Raw genomic sequence first — 17,668 nt, forward strand, 5'->3', positions numbered from 1 at the left:
ACTTCAAAAACTATCACAAAACATGCTTATTCTATCTCTTTTTCTGCGCGACTTCAAGTTATCTGTGCAGCAATATCATCAATATTTTCCAACGAAAACACCGCTCCGATTTGGAGCGGCGTACATAGATCAAACTTCCATAATGATTGGAAGGATCATTGGGCGGCGACGTGTCTTGTCGAACAGATAGCGGCTGAGCGCATCGCGCACATTCGACTTGATCGCCGACCACTCACGCACATTCTCGTCCTCACAGCGGTCGAGTGCCTGCTGAACGCGGGCACGCGCCTCATCCATCAGTGCCTCCGATTCACGTACGTAGACAAAGCCGCGTGAGACGATATCAGGTCCTGAGACAACGCGGTTGCTCTGGCGGCTCATCGCGACAACAATGATGAGGATTCCGTCCTGTGAAAGCTGACGACGATCACGCAGAACGATATTGCCAACATCACCAACACCGAGCCCATCCACCATGACCATGCCCGACTGCACGCGTCCAACGACCTGTCCCTTTTCCTTCGTGAACTCAAGCACCTGTCCGTTCTCACTGATAAAGATATTTTCCTTCGGCATCCCGAGCTCACGGGCAAGCCCCGCGTGCTGAACGAGGTGATGATATTCGCCATGTACGGGCATGAAAAATTTCGGACGCACAAGATTGTGCATCAGCTTCAGTTCCTCGCGGCTTCCATGTCCCGAAACGTGGATCCCCTTATCGCGCCCGTAAATGACATTGGCACCGAGCTTCATCAGATTATCCACCGTCTTGGATACCAGCTTCTCGTTCCCCGGGATCGGCGTCGCCGAAATGATGACCGTATCGCCCGGTACAATCGTGATTTTACGATGATCGGATGCAGCCATGCGTGAGAGTGCGGACATCGGCTCGCCCTGGCTGCCCGTTGTCACGATGACGATCTGCTCCGCACGATAGTTATTGATCTCATCGATGCCGATGATCGTCCCCTCAGGCGCAGTCAGATAGCCGAGTTCAAGCGAGATGCCGACAACATTCTCCATGCTGCGGCCAAGAACGGCAACGCGCCGCTTGTACTTGACCGCCGTATCAATGACCTGCTGAATGCGGTGCACATTCGAAGAGAACGTGGCGACAATAATGCGCCCACGCACATTGTGAAATGCCTTGTCAAATGCCGCACCTACTGTCCGTTCGCTCGCCGTATGTCCCTCACGCTCGGCGTTCGTACTGTCAGCGAGCAGGAGCAGAACTCCCTTGTTGCCAAGATCGGAAAAGCGACGGAAATCCGTCATCTGCCCATCTACCGGCGTATAGTCGAGCTTGAAGTCGCCCGTATGGACGATCATTCCTACAGGGGTCTTGATCGAAAGTCCTACCGCATCAGGGATGGAGTGATTCACTCGAATAAACCCGACGCTGAAGCACCCGATATTGATGATGTCACCAGCCATAACGGAGTGCAGATTCGTCGAGTCCACCCCGTTCTCCTTCAGACGTCCCTCCAGTATGCCTAGCGTCAGACGCGTACCGTACACAGGACACGGAATCTGCTTCATCACATACGGGAGAGCACCGATATGATCCTCATGTCCGTGCGTCAGCACGATTGCTTTGACCATATCACGGTTCTCGATGAGATAGGTAATATCCGGGATAACAAGATCAATCCCCAGCATATCCTCCTCCGGGAACATCAGCCCAGAGTCTACCACGAGGATTTCATCATCCACGCGGATGACCGTCATATTCTTTCCGATCTCACCCAAGCCGCCCAGCGGGATGACTTGTACCTTCTGTCCGCCTTTTCCATGATTGCCATTACGATTGAACGACAAAAAACACACCTCCATAAATCCTTCGGGAAAATTCCCTTCCTATATTTTCTCAGTCTTTCGATCATGAAATCAGAATTCATCCGCACGAAAACACAGCGACCACACGTCCTATACGCCTGTCGCTATACGGAAAAGAGCCATTTTCGATGTCATTGCCATGAAAATACGTCCGCACAGCAAATACGAAAATCGCGAAAAAATAATCCGATCCAGTCACTTAGTGCCATTGTACCATCTGTACCGTGACAATGCAAATAAAATTTAAGGACTTGCTGATAAAAAGCCAATCAGCAAGTCCTTAGCGTTAAGGAATCTCTGATAAAATGAAGTCCGTCAGATTGGCGTAGATTTTTTGTCCGATTGAGGAGGCAAACCGGACGCATAGCAAGGCTATGTGGAGGATTTGCCGACAAAAAGCGGGCAAAAAAGATGCGCTAAGATGGCAGTGCAGAATTTATCAGTGCTTCCTTAAAATTACGACAAGATATTCTGTTTTTCCGTCAGTACGGAGATAATGTGCTTCTCCTCCATCATGAGGTTTTTCGCAGCCTCAAGCTGCATTTCTGCCTGCTCGTACGATGTGCCGCCGTAGGAGTTGCGGCAGGCAACGCAAGTCTCGGGACGGATCGCATCGTAGATGTCCTCCGCAAAGAGCGGCGAGAGCTGCTGATAGTCTGCGATCGGCAGATCCGCGAGATAGATTCCGCGTGCGATGCACTGTGCCACTGCCTGCCCCGCAGCGGCATGTGCCTTGCGGAACGGCAGTCCCTTGCGCACGAGATAGTCCGCGAGATCCGTGGCATTCGAGTAATCCGCTTCGACGGCATGACGCATGACGTCCTCACGCAGTTTCATGCCCCGTATCAGCTGTGCATATACCGCAAGGCTGAATTTCACCGTGTCGATGGCGTCAAACAGCCCTTCCTTATCCTCCTGCAAGTCTTTGTTGTAGGCAAGGGGAAGCCCCTTGACCGCCATGAGCATCGCCATGAGATGCCCAACAACACGTCCAGTCTTCCCGCGCACGAGCTCGGAGACATCAGGATTTTTCTTCTGCGGCATCATCGACGAGCCCGTACAGTGCGCGTCGTCCAATTCGACAAACGAGAACTCACGTGAGCACCAGAGAATGATCTCCTCTGAGAGGCGGGAAAGGTGCACCATGAGAATTGATGCGGCAGAGAGGAACTCGAGGATATAGTCACGATCGCTGACGGCATCCAGACTATTCGTGTAGATGCGCTCGAAGTGCAGCCGCTGTGCCACGAACTGCCGATCTATCGGCAGTGTCGTCCCCGCAAGTGCTCCGGCACCGAGCGGCATGATATCCGTACGCGCATATACACCCTGAAACCGCTCAAAGTCGCGCGCGAGCATTCCAAAATACGCCATGAGATGGTGGGAAAAGAGGATGGGCTGCGCACGCTGGAGATGCGTATAGCCCGGCATAATCACATCCCGATGCTGTGCAGCGGACTCTGTGAGGGCCTGCTGCAGCGCGCGAATGTGTGCCATCACGTCCACGACGGCATGGCGTACAAAGAGATGCGTATCGAGAGCCACCTGATCGTTGCGGCTGCGTGCCGTGTGCAGGCGGCTGCCCGCATCGCCGATTGCGTCCGTGAGACACTTTTCGATATTCATGTGAATATCTTCAAGTGCCACACTGAAATCAAAGTCTTCGTGCTCGATCTGGGCAAGGATGTCCTTCAGCCCCTTCTCGATTGCCGCATGATCCTTCTCCGAGAGGATGCCGACCTTGGCGAGCATGGCGGCATGGGCAAGTGATCCCGCGATATCCTCGCGGTACATACGGCGGTCAAATCCGATGGATGCCTGAAACTCATTGATCATCTCATCGGTCGTCTTGGAGAAGCGGCCGCCCCAGAGCTTTTCGCTCATTATTTCTGCCCCTCCTGCATGAGTGCACGCACCTTGAGCGGCAGGCCGAAGAGGTTGATAAAGCCCGTTGCATCCGCCTGATCGTAAACATCGTCATGTTCGAAGGTGACGAACTCCTGACTGTAGAGGGAATAGGGGGACTTCGCACCGGCAGAGATGATGTTGCCCTTGTAGAGCTTCAGGCGTACCTCACCCGTCACGGTCTCCTGCGTGCTGTTCACGAAGGCAGCGAGTGCCTCGCGCAGCTGACAGAACCACATGCCGTCATAGACCAGCTCACCGTAACGGATGGCAAGTCCCTCCTTGTAGTGGAAGGTAGAGCGGTCGAGGCAGAGGTATTCCAGCTCACGATGCGCATAGTAGAGAATCGATCCACCCGGGTTCTCATAGACACCGCGCGACTTCATGCCGACGAGACGGTTCTCGCAGATATCGACGATGCCGACACCATTGCGTGCACCGACCTCATTGAGTTTCGTCAGCAATTCGACTGCGCCCATCTTCTCACCGTTGACAGCGACGGGGATTCCCTTCTCAAAGGAAATGGAGACATACTCCGGCGCATCCGGTGCATCCTCAGGTGCACAGGAGATGAGGAACATGGAATTCTTCGGCTCGTTCGCGGGATCCTCGAGGTCTGAGCCCTCATGTGAGAGATGCCAAATGTTGCGGTCCATGCTGTATGTCTTATTCTCCGTCGCAACGGGGATTCCGTGCTTCTTCGCATAGGCGATCTCTGCCGTGCGCGAGTCAAGATCCCATTCACGCCACGGTGCGATGATCTGGAGATTGGGCGCAAGCGCCTTGACCGTCAGCTCAAAACGCACCTGATCGTTCCCCTTTCCTGTTGCGCCATGAGCAATGGCATCCGCCCCCTCGCGCTTCGCGATGTCAACGAGCGCCTTGGCAATCACAGGGCGGGCAAACGAAGTGCCGAGCAGATATTTGCCCTCGTAGACCGCACCTGCCTTCAGTGTCGGCCAGACATACTCCTCAAGGAACTCCTTCGTAAGATCGACGATGAACACCTTCGATGCACCAGAGGCGAGTGCTTTGTCGTGAACAACACTCAGCTCATCGCCCTGTCCAACATCGGCACAGGCAGCGATAACCTCACAGCCATCGTAGTGCTCTTTCAGCCAAGGAATGATCACCGACGTATCCAGTCCGCCGGAATAGGCAAGAACGACTTTTTTGATCTGTTTAGCCATAATAAAACAACTCCTTAATTTCCCATGGTGAGTGCCATGATTGCCTTCTGAACATGGAGACGGTTTTCCGCCTCGTCAAAGATCACATCGGCAAATTCCTCAAAGACATCCTCCGCGATCTCCTCTCCCCGGTAGGCGGGCAGGCAGTGCATGACGATGCAGCGCGCATTGCCTGACTCGGCAACGAGCTCCCAATTCACCTGATAGGGACGGAAGACCGCCGTGCGTGCGTCGTGCTCCGCCTCCTGTCCCATGCTCGCCCACGTGTCCGTGACGATGACATCTGCGTCCGCAGCTGCTTCCATCGGATTGTGCGTGATCGTGACGGTCGCGCCCGTCGCTGCCGCATCAGCCTTGGCATTTGCTACAACTTCGGCATTCGGTTCATATCCCTCGGGGGTCGCTGCCGCGAAGTTCATGCCGACCTTTGCCGCCGCATACATGAGCGAGTGCGTCATATTATTGCCGTCGCCGACGTATGCCATCTTCAGCCCCGTGAGATTCTTGCCCTTATACTCACGGATCGTGAGGAGATCGGTGAGCGCCTGGCACGGATGCAGGAGATCACTGAGCGCGTTGATCACGGGCACATCCGCCCACTCCGCAAGCTCCTCGATGCGCTCATGTCCATACGTGCGGATCATAATACCGTCAAGGTAGCGTGAGAGCACGCGTGCCGTATCCTTGATCGGTTCACCGCGCCCGAGCTGCAGATCGCTGCTGCTGAGGAACAGCGCCTGCCCGCCAAGCTGATACATCCCCACCTCGAAGGAGACGCGCGTCCGCGTTGAGGACTTCTCAAAGATCATACCGAGCGACTTGCCCTCCAGAATGCGGTGTGGAATCCCCGCCTTCTGCTTTGCCTTGAGCTCCTGCGCGAGGGACAGAATCTCCTCGACCTCATCACGACTGAGTTCATGAATGGACAATAAGTCCTTCCCTTTCAGCATATAACCCCTCCCATTTGTGCATTATATCCTATTGCATCATCGCCGTAAAGAAAACAGCACATCACGCATCGTGTGAGATCACATCATCAAGAACGCTGACCACCTCGTCGATCTGCGGCTCGGTGATGATGAGCGGCGGCAGAAAACGCAGCACCTTGCCCACGGTACAATTGATGATAATGCCCTTTTCAAGACACACATTCACAATATCACGCCCATGTGCATCCGACGCGAGCTCCGCGCCGAGTATCAGCCCCGTACCGCGCACGTCAACGATGAATGCGGGATACTTCTTCTGCAGCTCCATGAGTTTCTGCTTGAAATATGCGCCGAGCACCTCAACACGTGCCAGGAACTCCTTTTTCGGAATCGTATCGAGGACGATGTTCGCAGCCGCACAGGCAAGGGGGTTGCCGCCAAAAGTCGTGCCGTGATCACCTGCATGGAACGCAGCTGCGACTTCGTTCGTGACAGCAAAGGCACCGATCGGCACACCGCCGGCAAGACCTTTCGCAAGCGTTACAATATCGGGTTTTACGCCGTATTTCTCGTAGGCAAAGAACGTCCCTGCACGCCCGATTCCTGCCTGAATCTCATCGAGGATAAGGAGCGCACCATGCTGGTCGCAGAGGGCACGAACATTTTTCAAATAATTGTCCTCCGGCGGATAGACGCCGCCCTCCCCTTGGATCGTCTCGAGCATGACCGCTGCCGTCTTATCGCTGATCTTCGCCTCGAGATCTGCTATATCATTGTAGCGGATATAGTCAAAGCCTGCCGGCAGCGGGCCAAGGCCCTCGTGATACTTCGGCTGACCCGTCGCGGTCAGTGTCGCAAGCGTACGACCATGAAAACTGTCCCACGCCGTGAGAATCTGCGATTTCCCGGGATGGATTTGGCAGGCGTACTTACGTGCAATCTTTATTGCCCCCTCATTTGCCTCTGCTCCCGAGTTGCAGAAGAATACTTTGCCGAGCCCGCTGAGTGCCGTGAGTTTTGCCGCTGCGTCCGCCTGCGGCTTCGTGTAGTAAAGGTTCGAGGCATGGATGATCTTTGCCGCCTGCGATGCAATTGCCTCGACAAGCGGCGGATAATGATGCCCGAGGACATTGACAGCGATGCCGCCGAGAAAGTCAAGATACTTTCTGCCCGCAACATCCCAAACATAAACGCCCTCACCATGATCGAGCACGATTTTATAGCGATTGAATACGGGGAGATAGTCTTTCTCATCGGTGTCAAAAATTTTCTTCTCTGCTTCGCTCATATATACTCCCTATCGTACAACCTGTGTACCAACACCAGTCGACGTAAAAATCTCGAGGATAATGGCGTGCGGCAAACGTCCATCGATAATGTGCGTCTTTGCCGCGCCGCGCTCCAGTGCCGTCAGACACGCCTCTACCTTGGGAATCATCCCGCCCGAGATGATGCCGTCGCGGATGTAGTCGCGTGCCTCCTGCAGATGGATGGTCGAGAGAAACGAACTCTTGTCGTTAAAATCTTTATAGATGCCCTCGATGTCCGTCAGGAGAAGCAGCTTCTCCGCCGCAAGGGCCCCTGCGATCTCCGCCGCAACGTAGTCGGCGTTGATGTTGTAACTCTCGCCGTCCATCCCTACGCCGATTGGCGCAATAACCGGCACATAGCCGTGATCCAGCAGATCTTCAATTACAGAGACGTCGATTGTTTCCACTGCGCCCACGAAGCCAATGTCCACCTCATGCGCCGTATCGTTCTCGTATACGGTTGCCATCTTCTTGCGCGCACGGATCAGCCCCGCATCCTTGCCTGAGAGACCAACGGCACGAACGCCGCGCTGGTTCAGGAGATTGACAATCTCCGAGTTGATCTTTCCGTCGAGCACCATCTCGGCGATCTCAACGGTCTCCTCATCCGTCACACGGAGCCCTGCGACGAAGGAGGACTCCTTGCCGACCTTTTTCAAAAAGCCCGTGATCTCCGGTCCTCCACCATGAACGATGACGGGACGGATGCCGACATACTTCATCAGCGCCACGTCGCGCATGACGTTTTCCTTCAGCACATCGCTTACCATCGCGTTGCCGCCGTACTTTATGACGACTGTCGTGCCCGAGAACTCCTGGATGTACGGGAGGGCATCAACCAAGATCTCCGCCTTATCCTTATCGCTGTACATAGCCCTCACCTCAGGTATGATACTCACCATTGATCTTGACGTACTCATAGGAGAAATCGCAGGTCCAGACGGTTGCTTCCTGTGTGCCTATACCCATGTCGATGTCAACCACGATATCATGCTCCCCCATGACCTGCTTGAGTGCCGTCTCATCATAGTCCGCGCCGACACCGTGCACGTAGACGGGGATGCCTCCGAACTTCACAACAGTTGTCTCGGGATTCATCGGAACACCTGCATAGCCGACTGCACAGATCACGCGTCCCCAGTTCGGATCCTCCCCGAAGAATGCTGTCTTGACGAGCGGGCTCTTTGCCACGCTCATCGCAATCGTCTTGGCGTCGGCAAAGCTCTTCGTTCCCATCACGTGAACCGTCAGGAACTTCGTTGCACCTTCACCGTCGGAGGCGATGCGCTGCGAAAGCCCTGTACAGATCTCTGCGAGCGTTGCCTTGAACGTCTCGTAGTCCGCGCCCTCTGACGTGATCTTCGCATTTCCTGCCGCACCATTGGCAAGCACAACAGCCATATCGTTCGTGCTCATATCACCGTCAATCGAAATCATGTTGAACGAAATTTCAACGACCTCGGAGAGTGCCTTTTGGAGAAGCTTGCCGTCAATCGCTGCATCGGTTGTGATAAAGGCGAGCATCGTCGCCATATTCGGCTGAATCATTCCCGAGCCCTTTGCGATCGCACCAAACCGTACCTGCTTGCCGCCGAGCATCACCTCCGTGGCACACGACTTGGAGTAGGTATCCGTCGTGATAATGGCGTTGCCTGCGCTGACGCTGCCGTCTGTCGAGAGTGCGGCAACTGCGGCTTTCAGCCCCGCCTCCATCTTGTCCATCGGAAGATTTACGCCAATCACGCCGGTTGAGGCGACGAGAACGTCCTCCGGCGTGCAGCCGAGTGCCGCCGCCGTGATCTCCTGCATTGCGCGCGCATCCTTTTCCCCTTGTGCACCGGTGCAGGCATTCGCACAGCCTGCATTTGCTGCAATCGCATGTGCTGTCCCCGTGGCAATGACCTTCTTCGAGGCGAAGACCGGTGCAGCGGCAACTGCATTCTGTGTAAAGACGCCTGCCGCAGCTGCCTCCCGCTCCGTATAGATCACGGCAACATCGAGATTGCCGCTCTTCTTGATGCCTGCCTTGACCCCTGCTGCCTTGAATCCCTGCGGGAAGGTAACCCCGGCTTTTGCATTCTGCTCGCTGAACATATCAATATCCTCCATTCCCATTTACGGATACATCGGCACAAGGTCGAGTCCTGTGCGCTCATCCAAATCAAGCGCGATGTTCATGTTCTGAATCGCCTGCCCTGCCGCGCCTTTGACGAGATTGTCAATCGCAGAAAAAACAATGACACGATGCGTGCGTGGATCAATATGCCATGAAATATCGCAGTAATTCGTTCCGCGCACATATTTCGTCGATGCATACGCTCCGCGCCCAAGCAGGCGGATGAAAAATTCATCTGCATACCGGGCAGTAAATGCCGCGTCCACATCCTCTCCCGTTACGCCGTCTGCGAGGCGCGCATAGCACGTGGCAAGAATACCGCGCGCAATGGGGGCAAGGTGCGGCGTAAAGTTGATCGTAACCGGCTCACCCGCCTGCTCTGAGAGCGCTTGCTCGATCTCCGGGGTGTGTCGATGACTGACTGCGCCATACGCCGTGAAGCTGTCGTAGAACTCCGGGAAATGCGTGCTCTCCTTCGGTGTACGCCCTGCACCGGAGACACCGGAAACCGCATCGACGAGAATCGAATCCATCTGTACGAGATGCTCCTGCACGAGCGGGGTCAGTGCGAGAATACCTGCCGTCGTATAGCAGCCTGCATTGCCGATGAGATGCGCCCCACGGATTGCATCGCGGTACAGCTCGGCAAGTCCATAGACCCGCTCTGCCTCCGGATCCGTGTGCGGGACATGATACCATGCCTCATAGACCGATGTGTCGGCAAAGCGATAGTCTGCCCCGAGATCAATGATATGCACCGGCAGACCAGCAATCGCCTTGACCAATTTCATTGCATGTCCATGCGGAAGTGCGATAAAGAGAACATCGCTGTCCTCTGCCATACGGTGGACATCCTCCATCGAATCCAGCATATTGTCATAAATATGCGTTAAATGTGGATAAAGTTTCGATATTTTCTCGCCCGTATGGCGCTCCGATGTCAGATGTACAATCTCGGCATGCGGGTGGCCATGAAGAAGTCGGATGAGTTCTTCCCCTGCATAGCCAGATGCACCGATGATACTGACCTTCATGACTGTTCCTCCATCTCCCTAAAAAGATGTTTATGATTATACATCCTTTATGCATATTCTTGCAAGTATTTTTTTAAATATTATGCCCCCACTTCCTCTATTGCATGGAGTGGGGGCATATACTACGGGAATCACTGATAAATTCGGCACAATCATCTTGACGCATCTCTTTTGCCCGCACTTCGGCGGAAAATCCTCCACAGAGCACCACTCTGCGTCCGGTTTTCCACCTCGTTCGGACGAAAAAATCTACGCCAATCCGGCAGACCTCATTTTATCAGTGATTCCTATGATTTTACATTCGCATTCCTGCGATGGAGGACACGCGCTCCCTTCGTATCGAGACGAAGCTGCAGGGGGCGTGCTTCGATCTCGTGCGAACGGAATGCCTCGCGCATCGCATGGGCAACATCCTCGGTGCAGTTCCGTTTCTCCGGAACAAAGGCGATGAGACAGGGGCCCGCTCCGCTGAGCGCCGCGCCGCATGCCCCCGCCTTCTTTGCAGCGGCAAAGACATCGAACATCCCCGGGATGAGCGGCGCACGGTAGTTTTGATGCAGTGCATCCGCAAAGGCGTTGCACAGATGCTTCTCAGATCCGCGCGACAGAGCCGCCACAAGCATGGCCGCATGGCTGATGTTAAAGACAGCATCCTTCATCGGCACCTCGGCAGGGAGCACCTCACGCGCCGACTTCGTCGAGAGGTAAAAGTCCGGCACCATGACGACGAACCGCAGAAAGATACGCGGCAGGAAGGAAAAGCATTCCACCGTTCCATCCGTCACGGTATTTACCGTGAAGCCGCCATAGATCGCTGGTGCCACATTGTCCGGGTGCCCCTCAATGTCCGTCGCAAACTGCAGCAGCGCATGACGGTCAAACGGACTGCCAATGAGCGCATTTGCTGCTGTCAGTCCTGCGACAATCGCTGTCGCACTGCTGCCAAGCCCACGCGAGAGCGGAATACGGTTGCTCATGCGGATCTGTGCACCGCGAAATTCCTCCGCACGCCCCGCTTTATCCAAGAGATAGCGGATGGACTTCCAGACGATATTGCGCTCGTCGCCCGGAATGTAGGCGGCGCCCTCACCGCGTGCCGCGATCAAAAGCCCCGGCTCACGCGTAAGCGTCAGGGTCATTTCGTTATACAGCGTGCAGGCAAGGCCGAGCGCATCAAAGCCGGGGCCGAGATTCGCGCTCGTCGCAGGGACACGTACGCGTACACTGCGCTCTGTCATAGTGTATCCTCCTGCCCGTCCGCCACACGGATCAGGCTGCGCACCTCGCGTACGACAGGAAGTGCCTGCAGTGATGCAGCAGCGGCAGAGGCAGCCGCATGTGTCACAACGTGTGTCACAGCAACGATCTCCGCATCTCCGCTCACCGTCGACCTTGCCTGAATGACCGACCGCAGACTGACCCCCGCGCGTCCAAATGTCGTGGCGATCTCACCGAGTACGCCCGGCTCATCGGCGACGACAAGGCGCAGATAATAAGAGGAGCGCGTCTTCTCCACAGGGCAGAGTTTTTTCTTTGCACCAATCCGATACTTCATGCGCCCCGTCGTCCCTGCAACGATATCGCGCGCAACCTCAATGACATCCGCGACCACAGCAGATGCCGTAGGAAGCGAGCCTGCACCGCGGCCGTAGAACATCGCCTCACCGATCACATTGCCGCGCACAAAGACCGCATTGAATACGCCGTTGATTGAGGCGAGCGGATGCGTCTTTGGGAGGAACACGGGATGCACACGCACATCGATTCCCTCCTCCGTATTGCGTCCCACTGCGAGGAGTTTGATGACGTAGCCAAGGTTCAGCCCGTACTCAATGTCATCTTCCGTAATATGTGAGATTCCCTCGACGGAGACATCCTCGAACTCGACGATGGTATCAAAGGCAAGTGACGCCAGAATCGCCGCCTTACGCGCGGCATCCAAGCCGTCTACATCCGCCGACGGATTTGCCTCAGCATAGCCCTTTTCCTGTGCACGTCGCAGTACAGCATCGTAGCTGATATGCTTCTCCGTCATCTTCGTCAGCATATAGTTCGTCGTTCCGTTGATGACGCCCATGACCTCGGAGATTTCGTTCGCCGTCAGACATTCCTTCAACGGCTTGATGATCGGGATGCCGCCGCCGACACTGCCCTCATAGAGGAAATCGACGTGATGCTTATCCGCTATACCATAGAGCTCCCGCAAATGTTCGGCAATGACATCCTTGTTGGCGGTGACGACATGTTTGCCCGCACGCATGGCACGCAGCATGTAGTCCTTTGCCGGCATGAGCCCGCCCATCACCTCAACGACGATCGAGATCTCCGGGTCGTTCAGAATCTCATCAAAGTTGTCCGTGAGGGCAATCCCCTCTGCCTCCGGACGATATTTCTTCGCATCGCGGACGAGGATCTTCTTGATCTCGATACGTGCGCCGCAGCGCCCTGCAATCGTCTCTCCGTTCATAGACAGAGTGCGGACAACGCCGGAGCCGACCGTCCCCGCACCCAAAAGAGCTATCTTGACTGTATTCACAGAATCCCATCCTCCCTGACCACTGCTGCCGATGCACTATTTCAGTCCAAGTATATCATACCATACACGCCCAGTATCACAAAACAGTGCGTCAGATTTTATTTTCTGTTCCGTGCATCAGCCGTTCAATGTTCTCACGGTGACGAAGAATAACGAGGATCGCCGCCACGGCCGTAAAGAGAACGTACTCTGTCGGATACCCGTAAAGTGCCGCAAGGAACGGCGTAAGAAATGCCGCGACAACAGAGCCGAGGGAGACATAGCGTGACACATAGACGATCGTCAGCCAGATGACGAAGATAATAAACGTCACCTGCCCCATCAGCATCGTCAGAACGCCGAGTGAAGTCGCAACCCCCTTGCCGCCGTGAAAACGAAGAAAGAGCGAAAAGCTGTGCCCGAGAATGGTGCACAATCCACCGACGACGGCAGCGAGCGGTGTACCGACAAGGAGCAGTCCAAGCATAACGCCCGCCTGCCCTTTCAGGCTGTCCGCAATGAACACGGCAATGCCCGCCGTCTTTCCGAGCGTGCGCCACGCATTCGTGGCGCCGATGTTGTGACTGCCATAGTCGCGCAGGTCCTTATGCCAGATCAGTTTTCCAAGAATCAGCCCGCTCGGAATCGATCCGATGAGATAGGCGGCGATGGCTGCAGCGAGATACATCATCATTCTTCCTCCTTGCGAGCACGCACTACGAGGCGGATTGGCGTTCCCTCGAAGCCGAAGCTCTCGCGCAGGCGATTTTCGATAAAGCGCAGATAGGAGAAGTGCATGAGTTCGGGGTCATTAACAAAAATAATGAACGTCGGCGGGACGATGCTCACCTGCGTAACAAATAAGATCTTGAGCTGCTTCCCCTTCTTCGTCGGCGGCGGATTGACCGATACCGCATCGCGGATCAGCTCATTGAGCACACTTGTCTTGATGCGCATCGACTGCTGCTCCGCCACATATTTCACGAGTTCCGTCACGCGCTCCACGCGCTGTCCTGTCAATGCCGATGTATAGAGAACGGGTGCATACTGGAGGAAACCGAGCTTTTCGCGCAGATCATCCGTAAAGCGCAGTGTTGACTTGTCGTTTTTTTCCGGGAAAATATCCCATTTATTCACGACAATGATGACGCCTTTGCCCGACTCGTGCACATAGCCCGCGATCTTCGTGTCCTGTTCCAGAATCCCCTCGGCGGCGTTGATGACCATGAGGACGACTCCCGCGCGGTCGATCGCACGCAGGGAACGCATCACGCTGTACCGCTCCACAGGCAGTGTGATCTTGCCCTTGCGACGCATCCCTGCCGTATCAATGAGGAGATACTTTGCACCGTCTTTGGTAAAATGCGTGTCAATTGCATCGCGTGTCGTCCCCGGCACATCGCTGACGATCACGCGCTCCTCACCGAGGAGACGGTTTACGAGCGAGGATTTGCCGACATTGGGACGGCCGACGACAGCAATAGCGATCTCATCCGTCTCCTGTACTTCCGCCGGCTCCGTCGGGAACGCCGCGACGACGGCATCCAGCAGATCGCCAAGATTCATCGCATTGGAAGCAGAGATGGGAATCGGATCACCGAGCCCGAGCGAATAGAAATCGTAGATCAGCGCCTCACGCTCAAAGCTGTCGATCTTGTTGACCGCCAGAATCACAGGCTTTTTCGTCCGCCGCAGGAGGCGCGCGACCTCCTCATCTGAGGTCGTCAGCCCTGACCGGCCATCGACGAGAAAGAGGATGACATCTGCCTCCTCCATTGCCAGCTCTGCCTGAGAACGCATCGAACGCAGAATATGGTCGCTCTCATCGAACTCGATGCCGCCTGTATCAATGATCGTAAACTCATGGGTCAGCCACTCCGCATCCAGATAGATGCGGTCGCGCGTCACGCCCGGCATATCATCGACAATGGAAACACGCTTCTTGCCGATCTGATTGAACAGCGTCGACTTCCCGACATTGGGACGCCCGACCACTGCCACAATGGGCTTGCTCATGATGCTTCACTCCTCTCCCTGCATCCTCAGCGATTTCCTGCCACAGGCTTTGTATAGCCCGCATTGCTCTGCCACGTATAGCCGCCGCTCGCACGCGTGCGATGATAATGTGCCCAGTCCGAAAGCGCTGCATAGTAGTCCGCACCCGTCGCCACCGGCTCGATGCGCAGGGCCGGAAATTCCGCCCGCAGGGCATCAAGGGGCATATCATCCAGAAAGACATCCTCCCCCTCACGCAGTGCCGATGCGGGAATGAGTACGCCGTCGACCGCCTGGGACATCTCCCGCAGTGCTGCTGCAATATCTGCACCGATAAGGAGGCCCGACACATTAACCATCGCACCGAAATGACGATTTTCAACAGGCAGGACAAAAATATTCTGCTCCAGAGGATCAACTTCCCGCGCCTTTGCCGCCAGAACGGGAGCAACCGCCGTTCCGCTCACAACAGCGAGGCGAGCTCCGCATGCAGCTCCGCTCTCCTTTGCCGCATCCCACTCCCCGATGAAGCTGCGCGTCAGCCCAATCCCATTGTCGAGCTGCGGAAAGCCATCGTACATCGCGGCAGGCGGAACCTCGCGCCCTGCCAGAAAGTAAAATTCATCGGCTAGGTAGATGAAGGTGCGCCCTTCTTCCGCGCGCATTTTTTCCTGCCACGGCTCGACCTGGTCGATCACGCGCGCTGCACCGTCCCGATCGAACTGAACGAGCGGGAACGGATCCGTTCGATGTTTTGTCAGCCCGACAGGTACGATGGCGAGTGAGAGCGCATGGGGACGCCGCGCCGTAATGTCGCGGATCGTCCGCTCCAGCTCTTCTCCATCGTTCAGCCCGGCACAGAGCACCACCTGCGTATGGTACTCCACGCCCGCTTCTTCAAGCCGCGCGAGCTGCCCAAGAATATCCCCTGCCCACGAACATCGCAGTATCTCCGCACGCAGGACGGGATTCGTGCACTGCACCGATACGTAGAGCGGTGAGAGATGCAGCCGTGCAATACGCGCATAGTCCGCCTCCCCCATGTTGGTCAGCGTTACAAAATTCCCATAGAGAAAGGACAGACGATAATCGTCGTCCTTCACGGAAAGACTGCGGCGCATGTGCGGGGCAATCATATCGACAAAGCAGAAATAGCAGTGATTCGCACATGCACGAATCCCGTCGAATACGGCGCTCTCAAACTCCGCGCCAAGCTCCTCGTCATAGTCCTTGTCGAACGCAATGCACTCCTGCGTCCCATCGATATGTTCAACGAGAAGCTCAATCTCCTCGTCCGCCATCGCAAAGCTGACATCAATAATATCGCGCAGCGGCATATCGTTGATCGTAAGAATCTTATCCCCCGCCGCAAGCCCCAGCTCATCGGCAAGGCTTCCCTCCGGCACGCGAAGAATCACCCCCGGATACGTCTTCGCCACAGTCCCCTCCTTTCCTCTAAAACAGATGATGCTGCACGGAAAAACGAGGCGATTATACCATATTCCTGTAATCCATACAACGAGAGCTGCAGATACGACGATCGTCATTTCGCCTGGCTGTTTTACATCTCTGCAAGCTCGTCCTTCATTCGCGCAATATGTGCCATGATCTCCTCGGAGAACGCATCCAGCGCCTCCTTGTTCTTGCGGTCACCATGAAACATGATCGGTGCGCCGTACATGATCCGCAGCTGCGGAAGCAGACCGCCGTTGGAAAAAATACGATGGGTATTGAGGATGGCAACGGGCACGATTGGAGCCCCCGTCATGGCGGCGATGAGGGCGACGCCCGCTTCTGCCTTTTGGAGTTCTCCGGTCTTGCTGCGTGTCCCCTCGGGAAAGAGCCCAAGAATGCGCCCTTCCTTGAGGACAGTGACTGCCGCCTTGATCGCGCCGCGGTCGGATGCGCCGCGTTTCACGGGAAAGGCGTGGCAGCGGCGGATCGCAGCACCGAAGATAGGATTCTCAAAGAGTTCGATCTTTGCCATGTAGCTGACAGGACGATCGATAAGACTCGCCATCAGCGGCGGATCGATATTGCTCGCATGATTGGCGGCAAGGATCACGGCTCCCTCCGCAGGGATGTTCTCGCATCCATAGACGCGCGTACGAAAGATAACGTGGAAAATCAGACGAAAGAAGTGCTGTAAAAATCCATAAAACATATGTGCGCCTGCCTATTCTGAGAGTTCCATAATCCGCGCAGCAACTTCGTTGATAGAGAGTCTGGTCGAATCGAGCAGGATAGCATCATCTGCTTGCCGCAGCGGAGAGATTGTGCGCTCACTGTCCTGTTTGTCACGTGCAGCGATCTCCTGTTTCAGTTCGTCAAAATTCACCGCATACCCCTTTTCCTTCATCTCGTTATAGCGGCGGCGTGCCCGCTCTTCAACAGAAGCCGTGAGGAACACCTTCACATCAGCGTTGGGGAGCACGTTCGTCCCGATGTCACGCCCATCCATCACGACGGCACCATCTGCTGCCATCGCACGCTGGAGTTCTACCATCTTTTCCCGTACCGGGCCAAGGGCAGCGACGCGCGAAACGATATGCGTAACTTCCGGCGTACGGATCTCTTCCGTCACATCCGTGCCGTCGACTGTGACACGCGTGCCGCTTTCCGTACAGGCAAGGTGCACATCGATGTCATGAACGGCGCGGAGAATATCCTCGTCGGTCACCTCCTGCGACTGCTTGAGGGTTTTCCATGCCACGCCGCGGTACATCGCTCCTGTGTCGATATAAGTATAGCCGAGCTTTTCTGCCACAATTTTAGCGACGGTACTCTTTCCGGCTCCTGCCGGCCCATCAATTGCAATGACACGCTTCATATGAAATC

The 17,668-nt window shown here is 55.5% G+C and carries 15 protein-coding genes; all 15 read right to left on the minus strand.

The window, feature by feature from the left end:
• Positions 1-129: 129 nt before the first annotated feature.
• The 15 genes from HMPREF0908_RS01315 to cmk all read right to left on the minus strand — a co-directional run bounded on the left by HMPREF0908_RS01315 (position 130) and on the right by cmk (position 17,660).
• Positions 130-1,833 (minus strand): ribonuclease J, encoded by a 1,704-nt coding sequence (locus tag HMPREF0908_RS01315; RefSeq protein WP_006689607.1) that lies wholly within the window; start codon positions 1,831-1,833, stop codon positions 130-132.
• 459 nt (positions 1,834-2,292) lie between these two features.
• The gene (argH, locus tag HMPREF0908_RS01320; protein WP_006689608.1) at positions 2,293-3,720 is read right to left on the minus strand and encodes an argininosuccinate lyase; all 1,428 of its coding nucleotides are present in this window, start codon (positions 3,718-3,720) and stop codon (positions 2,293-2,295) included.
• Positions 3,720-4,931, minus strand: a complete 1,212-nt coding sequence (locus tag HMPREF0908_RS01325; RefSeq protein ID WP_006689609.1) for an argininosuccinate synthase — start codon at positions 4,929-4,931, stop codon at positions 3,720-3,722. Before HMPREF0908_RS01325 ends, argH begins: the two co-directional genes overlap by 1 nt.
• A 14-nt stretch (positions 4,932-4,945) precedes the next feature.
• Complete coding sequence (gene argF / locus HMPREF0908_RS01330) at positions 4,946-5,881, minus strand: ornithine carbamoyltransferase (RefSeq protein WP_006689610.1); 936 nt, start codon at positions 5,879-5,881, stop codon at positions 4,946-4,948.
• A gap of 61 nt (positions 5,882-5,942) precedes the next feature.
• Positions 5,943-7,148 carry an acetylornithine transaminase gene (locus tag HMPREF0908_RS01335; protein ID WP_006689611.1) on the minus strand — a complete coding sequence of 402 codons (1,206 nt, stop codon included), beginning with the start codon at positions 7,146-7,148 and terminating at the stop codon, positions 5,943-5,945.
• Between the two features lie 9 nt (positions 7,149-7,157).
• Complete coding sequence (gene argB, locus HMPREF0908_RS01340; protein ID WP_040572308.1) at positions 7,158-8,042, minus strand: acetylglutamate kinase; 885 nt, start codon at positions 8,040-8,042, stop codon at positions 7,158-7,160.
• Positions 8,043-8,052: 10 nt separating this feature from the next.
• Positions 8,053-9,264 carry a bifunctional glutamate N-acetyltransferase/amino-acid acetyltransferase ArgJ gene (gene argJ, locus HMPREF0908_RS01345; RefSeq protein ID WP_040572309.1) on the minus strand — a complete coding sequence of 404 codons (1,212 nt, stop codon included), beginning with the start codon at positions 9,262-9,264 and terminating at the stop codon, positions 8,053-8,055.
• 21 nt (positions 9,265-9,285) lie between these two features.
• The gene (argC, locus tag HMPREF0908_RS01350; protein ID WP_006689614.1) at positions 9,286-10,320 is read right to left on the minus strand and encodes an N-acetyl-gamma-glutamyl-phosphate reductase; all 1,035 of its coding nucleotides are present in this window, start codon (positions 10,318-10,320) and stop codon (positions 9,286-9,288) included.
• A 287-nt stretch (positions 10,321-10,607) separates the two neighbouring features.
• Positions 10,608-11,558: a homoserine kinase gene (gene thrB / locus HMPREF0908_RS01355; RefSeq protein ID WP_006689615.1), complete on the minus strand. Its 951-nt coding sequence runs from the start codon at positions 11,556-11,558 to the stop codon at positions 10,608-10,610.
• Complete coding sequence (locus HMPREF0908_RS01360; protein WP_040572310.1) at positions 11,555-12,856, minus strand: homoserine dehydrogenase; 1,302 nt, start codon at positions 12,854-12,856, stop codon at positions 11,555-11,557. The genes thrB and HMPREF0908_RS01360 overlap by 4 nt, the downstream gene beginning before the upstream one ends.
• Positions 12,857-12,947: 91 nt before the next feature.
• Positions 12,948-13,529, minus strand: a complete 582-nt coding sequence (gene plsY, locus HMPREF0908_RS01365; RefSeq protein ID WP_006689617.1) for a glycerol-3-phosphate 1-O-acyltransferase PlsY — start codon at positions 13,527-13,529, stop codon at positions 12,948-12,950.
• Positions 13,526-14,851: a ribosome biogenesis GTPase Der gene (gene der / locus HMPREF0908_RS01370; protein WP_006689618.1), complete on the minus strand. Its 1,326-nt coding sequence runs from the start codon at positions 14,849-14,851 to the stop codon at positions 13,526-13,528. Before der ends, plsY begins: the two co-directional genes overlap by 4 nt.
• 26 nt (positions 14,852-14,877) lie before the next feature.
• On the minus strand, positions 14,878-16,269 hold the full coding sequence (locus HMPREF0908_RS01375; RefSeq protein WP_040572311.1) for a DUF512 domain-containing protein: 1,392 nt from the start codon (positions 16,267-16,269) through the stop codon (positions 14,878-14,880).
• A gap of 122 nt (positions 16,270-16,391) precedes the next feature.
• Positions 16,392-16,994, minus strand: a complete 603-nt coding sequence (locus tag HMPREF0908_RS01380) for a lysophospholipid acyltransferase family protein (protein WP_006689620.1) — start codon at positions 16,992-16,994, stop codon at positions 16,392-16,394.
• Positions 16,995-17,006: 12 nt separating this feature from the next.
• Positions 17,007-17,660: a (d)CMP kinase gene (gene cmk, locus HMPREF0908_RS01385; protein WP_006689621.1), complete on the minus strand. Its 654-nt coding sequence runs from the start codon at positions 17,658-17,660 to the stop codon at positions 17,007-17,009.
• Between the last annotated feature and the right edge of the window lie 8 nt (positions 17,661-17,668).

The sequence above is a fragment of the Centipeda flueggei ATCC 43531 genome, from assembly GCF_000160695.1.
In the GTDB taxonomy this organism is placed as follows: Bacteria; Bacillota; Negativicutes; order Selenomonadales; family Selenomonadaceae; genus Centipeda; species Centipeda flueggei.

Excerpts from the sequence above, each read along its gene's own strand:
- argF (WP_006689610.1), bottom strand. The coding sequence starts at position 5,881 with ATGCTGAAAGGGAAGGACTTATTGTCCATTCATGAACTCAGTCGTGAT.
- argJ (WP_040572309.1), bottom strand. The coding sequence starts at position 9,264 with ATGTTCAGCGAGCAGAATGCAAAAGCCGGGGTTACCTTCCCGCAGGGA.
- cmk (WP_006689621.1), bottom strand. The coding sequence starts at position 17,660 with ATGAAGCGTGTCATTGCAATTGATGGGCCGGCAGGAGCCGGAAAGAGT.
- der (WP_006689618.1), bottom strand. The coding sequence starts at position 14,851 with ATGAGCAAGCCCATTGTGGCAGTGGTCGGGCGTCCCAATGTCGGGAAG.
- HMPREF0908_RS01335 (WP_006689611.1), bottom strand. The coding sequence starts at position 7,148 with ATGAGCGAAGCAGAGAAGAAAATTTTTGACACCGATGAGAAAGACTAT.
- plsY (WP_006689617.1), bottom strand. The coding sequence starts at position 13,529 with ATGATGATGTATCTCGCTGCAGCCATCGCCGCCTATCTCATCGGATCG.
- argB (WP_040572308.1), bottom strand. The coding sequence starts at position 8,042 with ATGTACAGCGATAAGGATAAGGCGGAGATCTTGGTTGATGCCCTCCCG.
- HMPREF0908_RS01325 (WP_006689609.1), bottom strand. The coding sequence starts at position 4,931 with ATGGCTAAACAGATCAAAAAAGTCGTTCTTGCCTATTCCGGCGGACTG.
- argC (WP_006689614.1), bottom strand. The coding sequence starts at position 10,320 with ATGAAGGTCAGTATCATCGGTGCATCTGGCTATGCAGGGGAAGAACTC.
- thrB (WP_006689615.1), bottom strand. The coding sequence starts at position 11,558 with ATGACAGAGCGCAGTGTACGCGTACGTGTCCCTGCGACGAGCGCGAAT.
- HMPREF0908_RS01315 (WP_006689607.1), bottom strand. The coding sequence starts at position 1,833 with ATGGAGGTGTGTTTTTTGTCGTTCAATCGTAATGGCAATCATGGAAAA.
- argH (WP_006689608.1), bottom strand. The coding sequence starts at position 3,720 with ATGAGCGAAAAGCTCTGGGGCGGCCGCTTCTCCAAGACGACCGATGAG.
- HMPREF0908_RS01380 (WP_006689620.1), bottom strand. The coding sequence starts at position 16,994 with ATGTTTTATGGATTTTTACAGCACTTCTTTCGTCTGATTTTCCACGTT.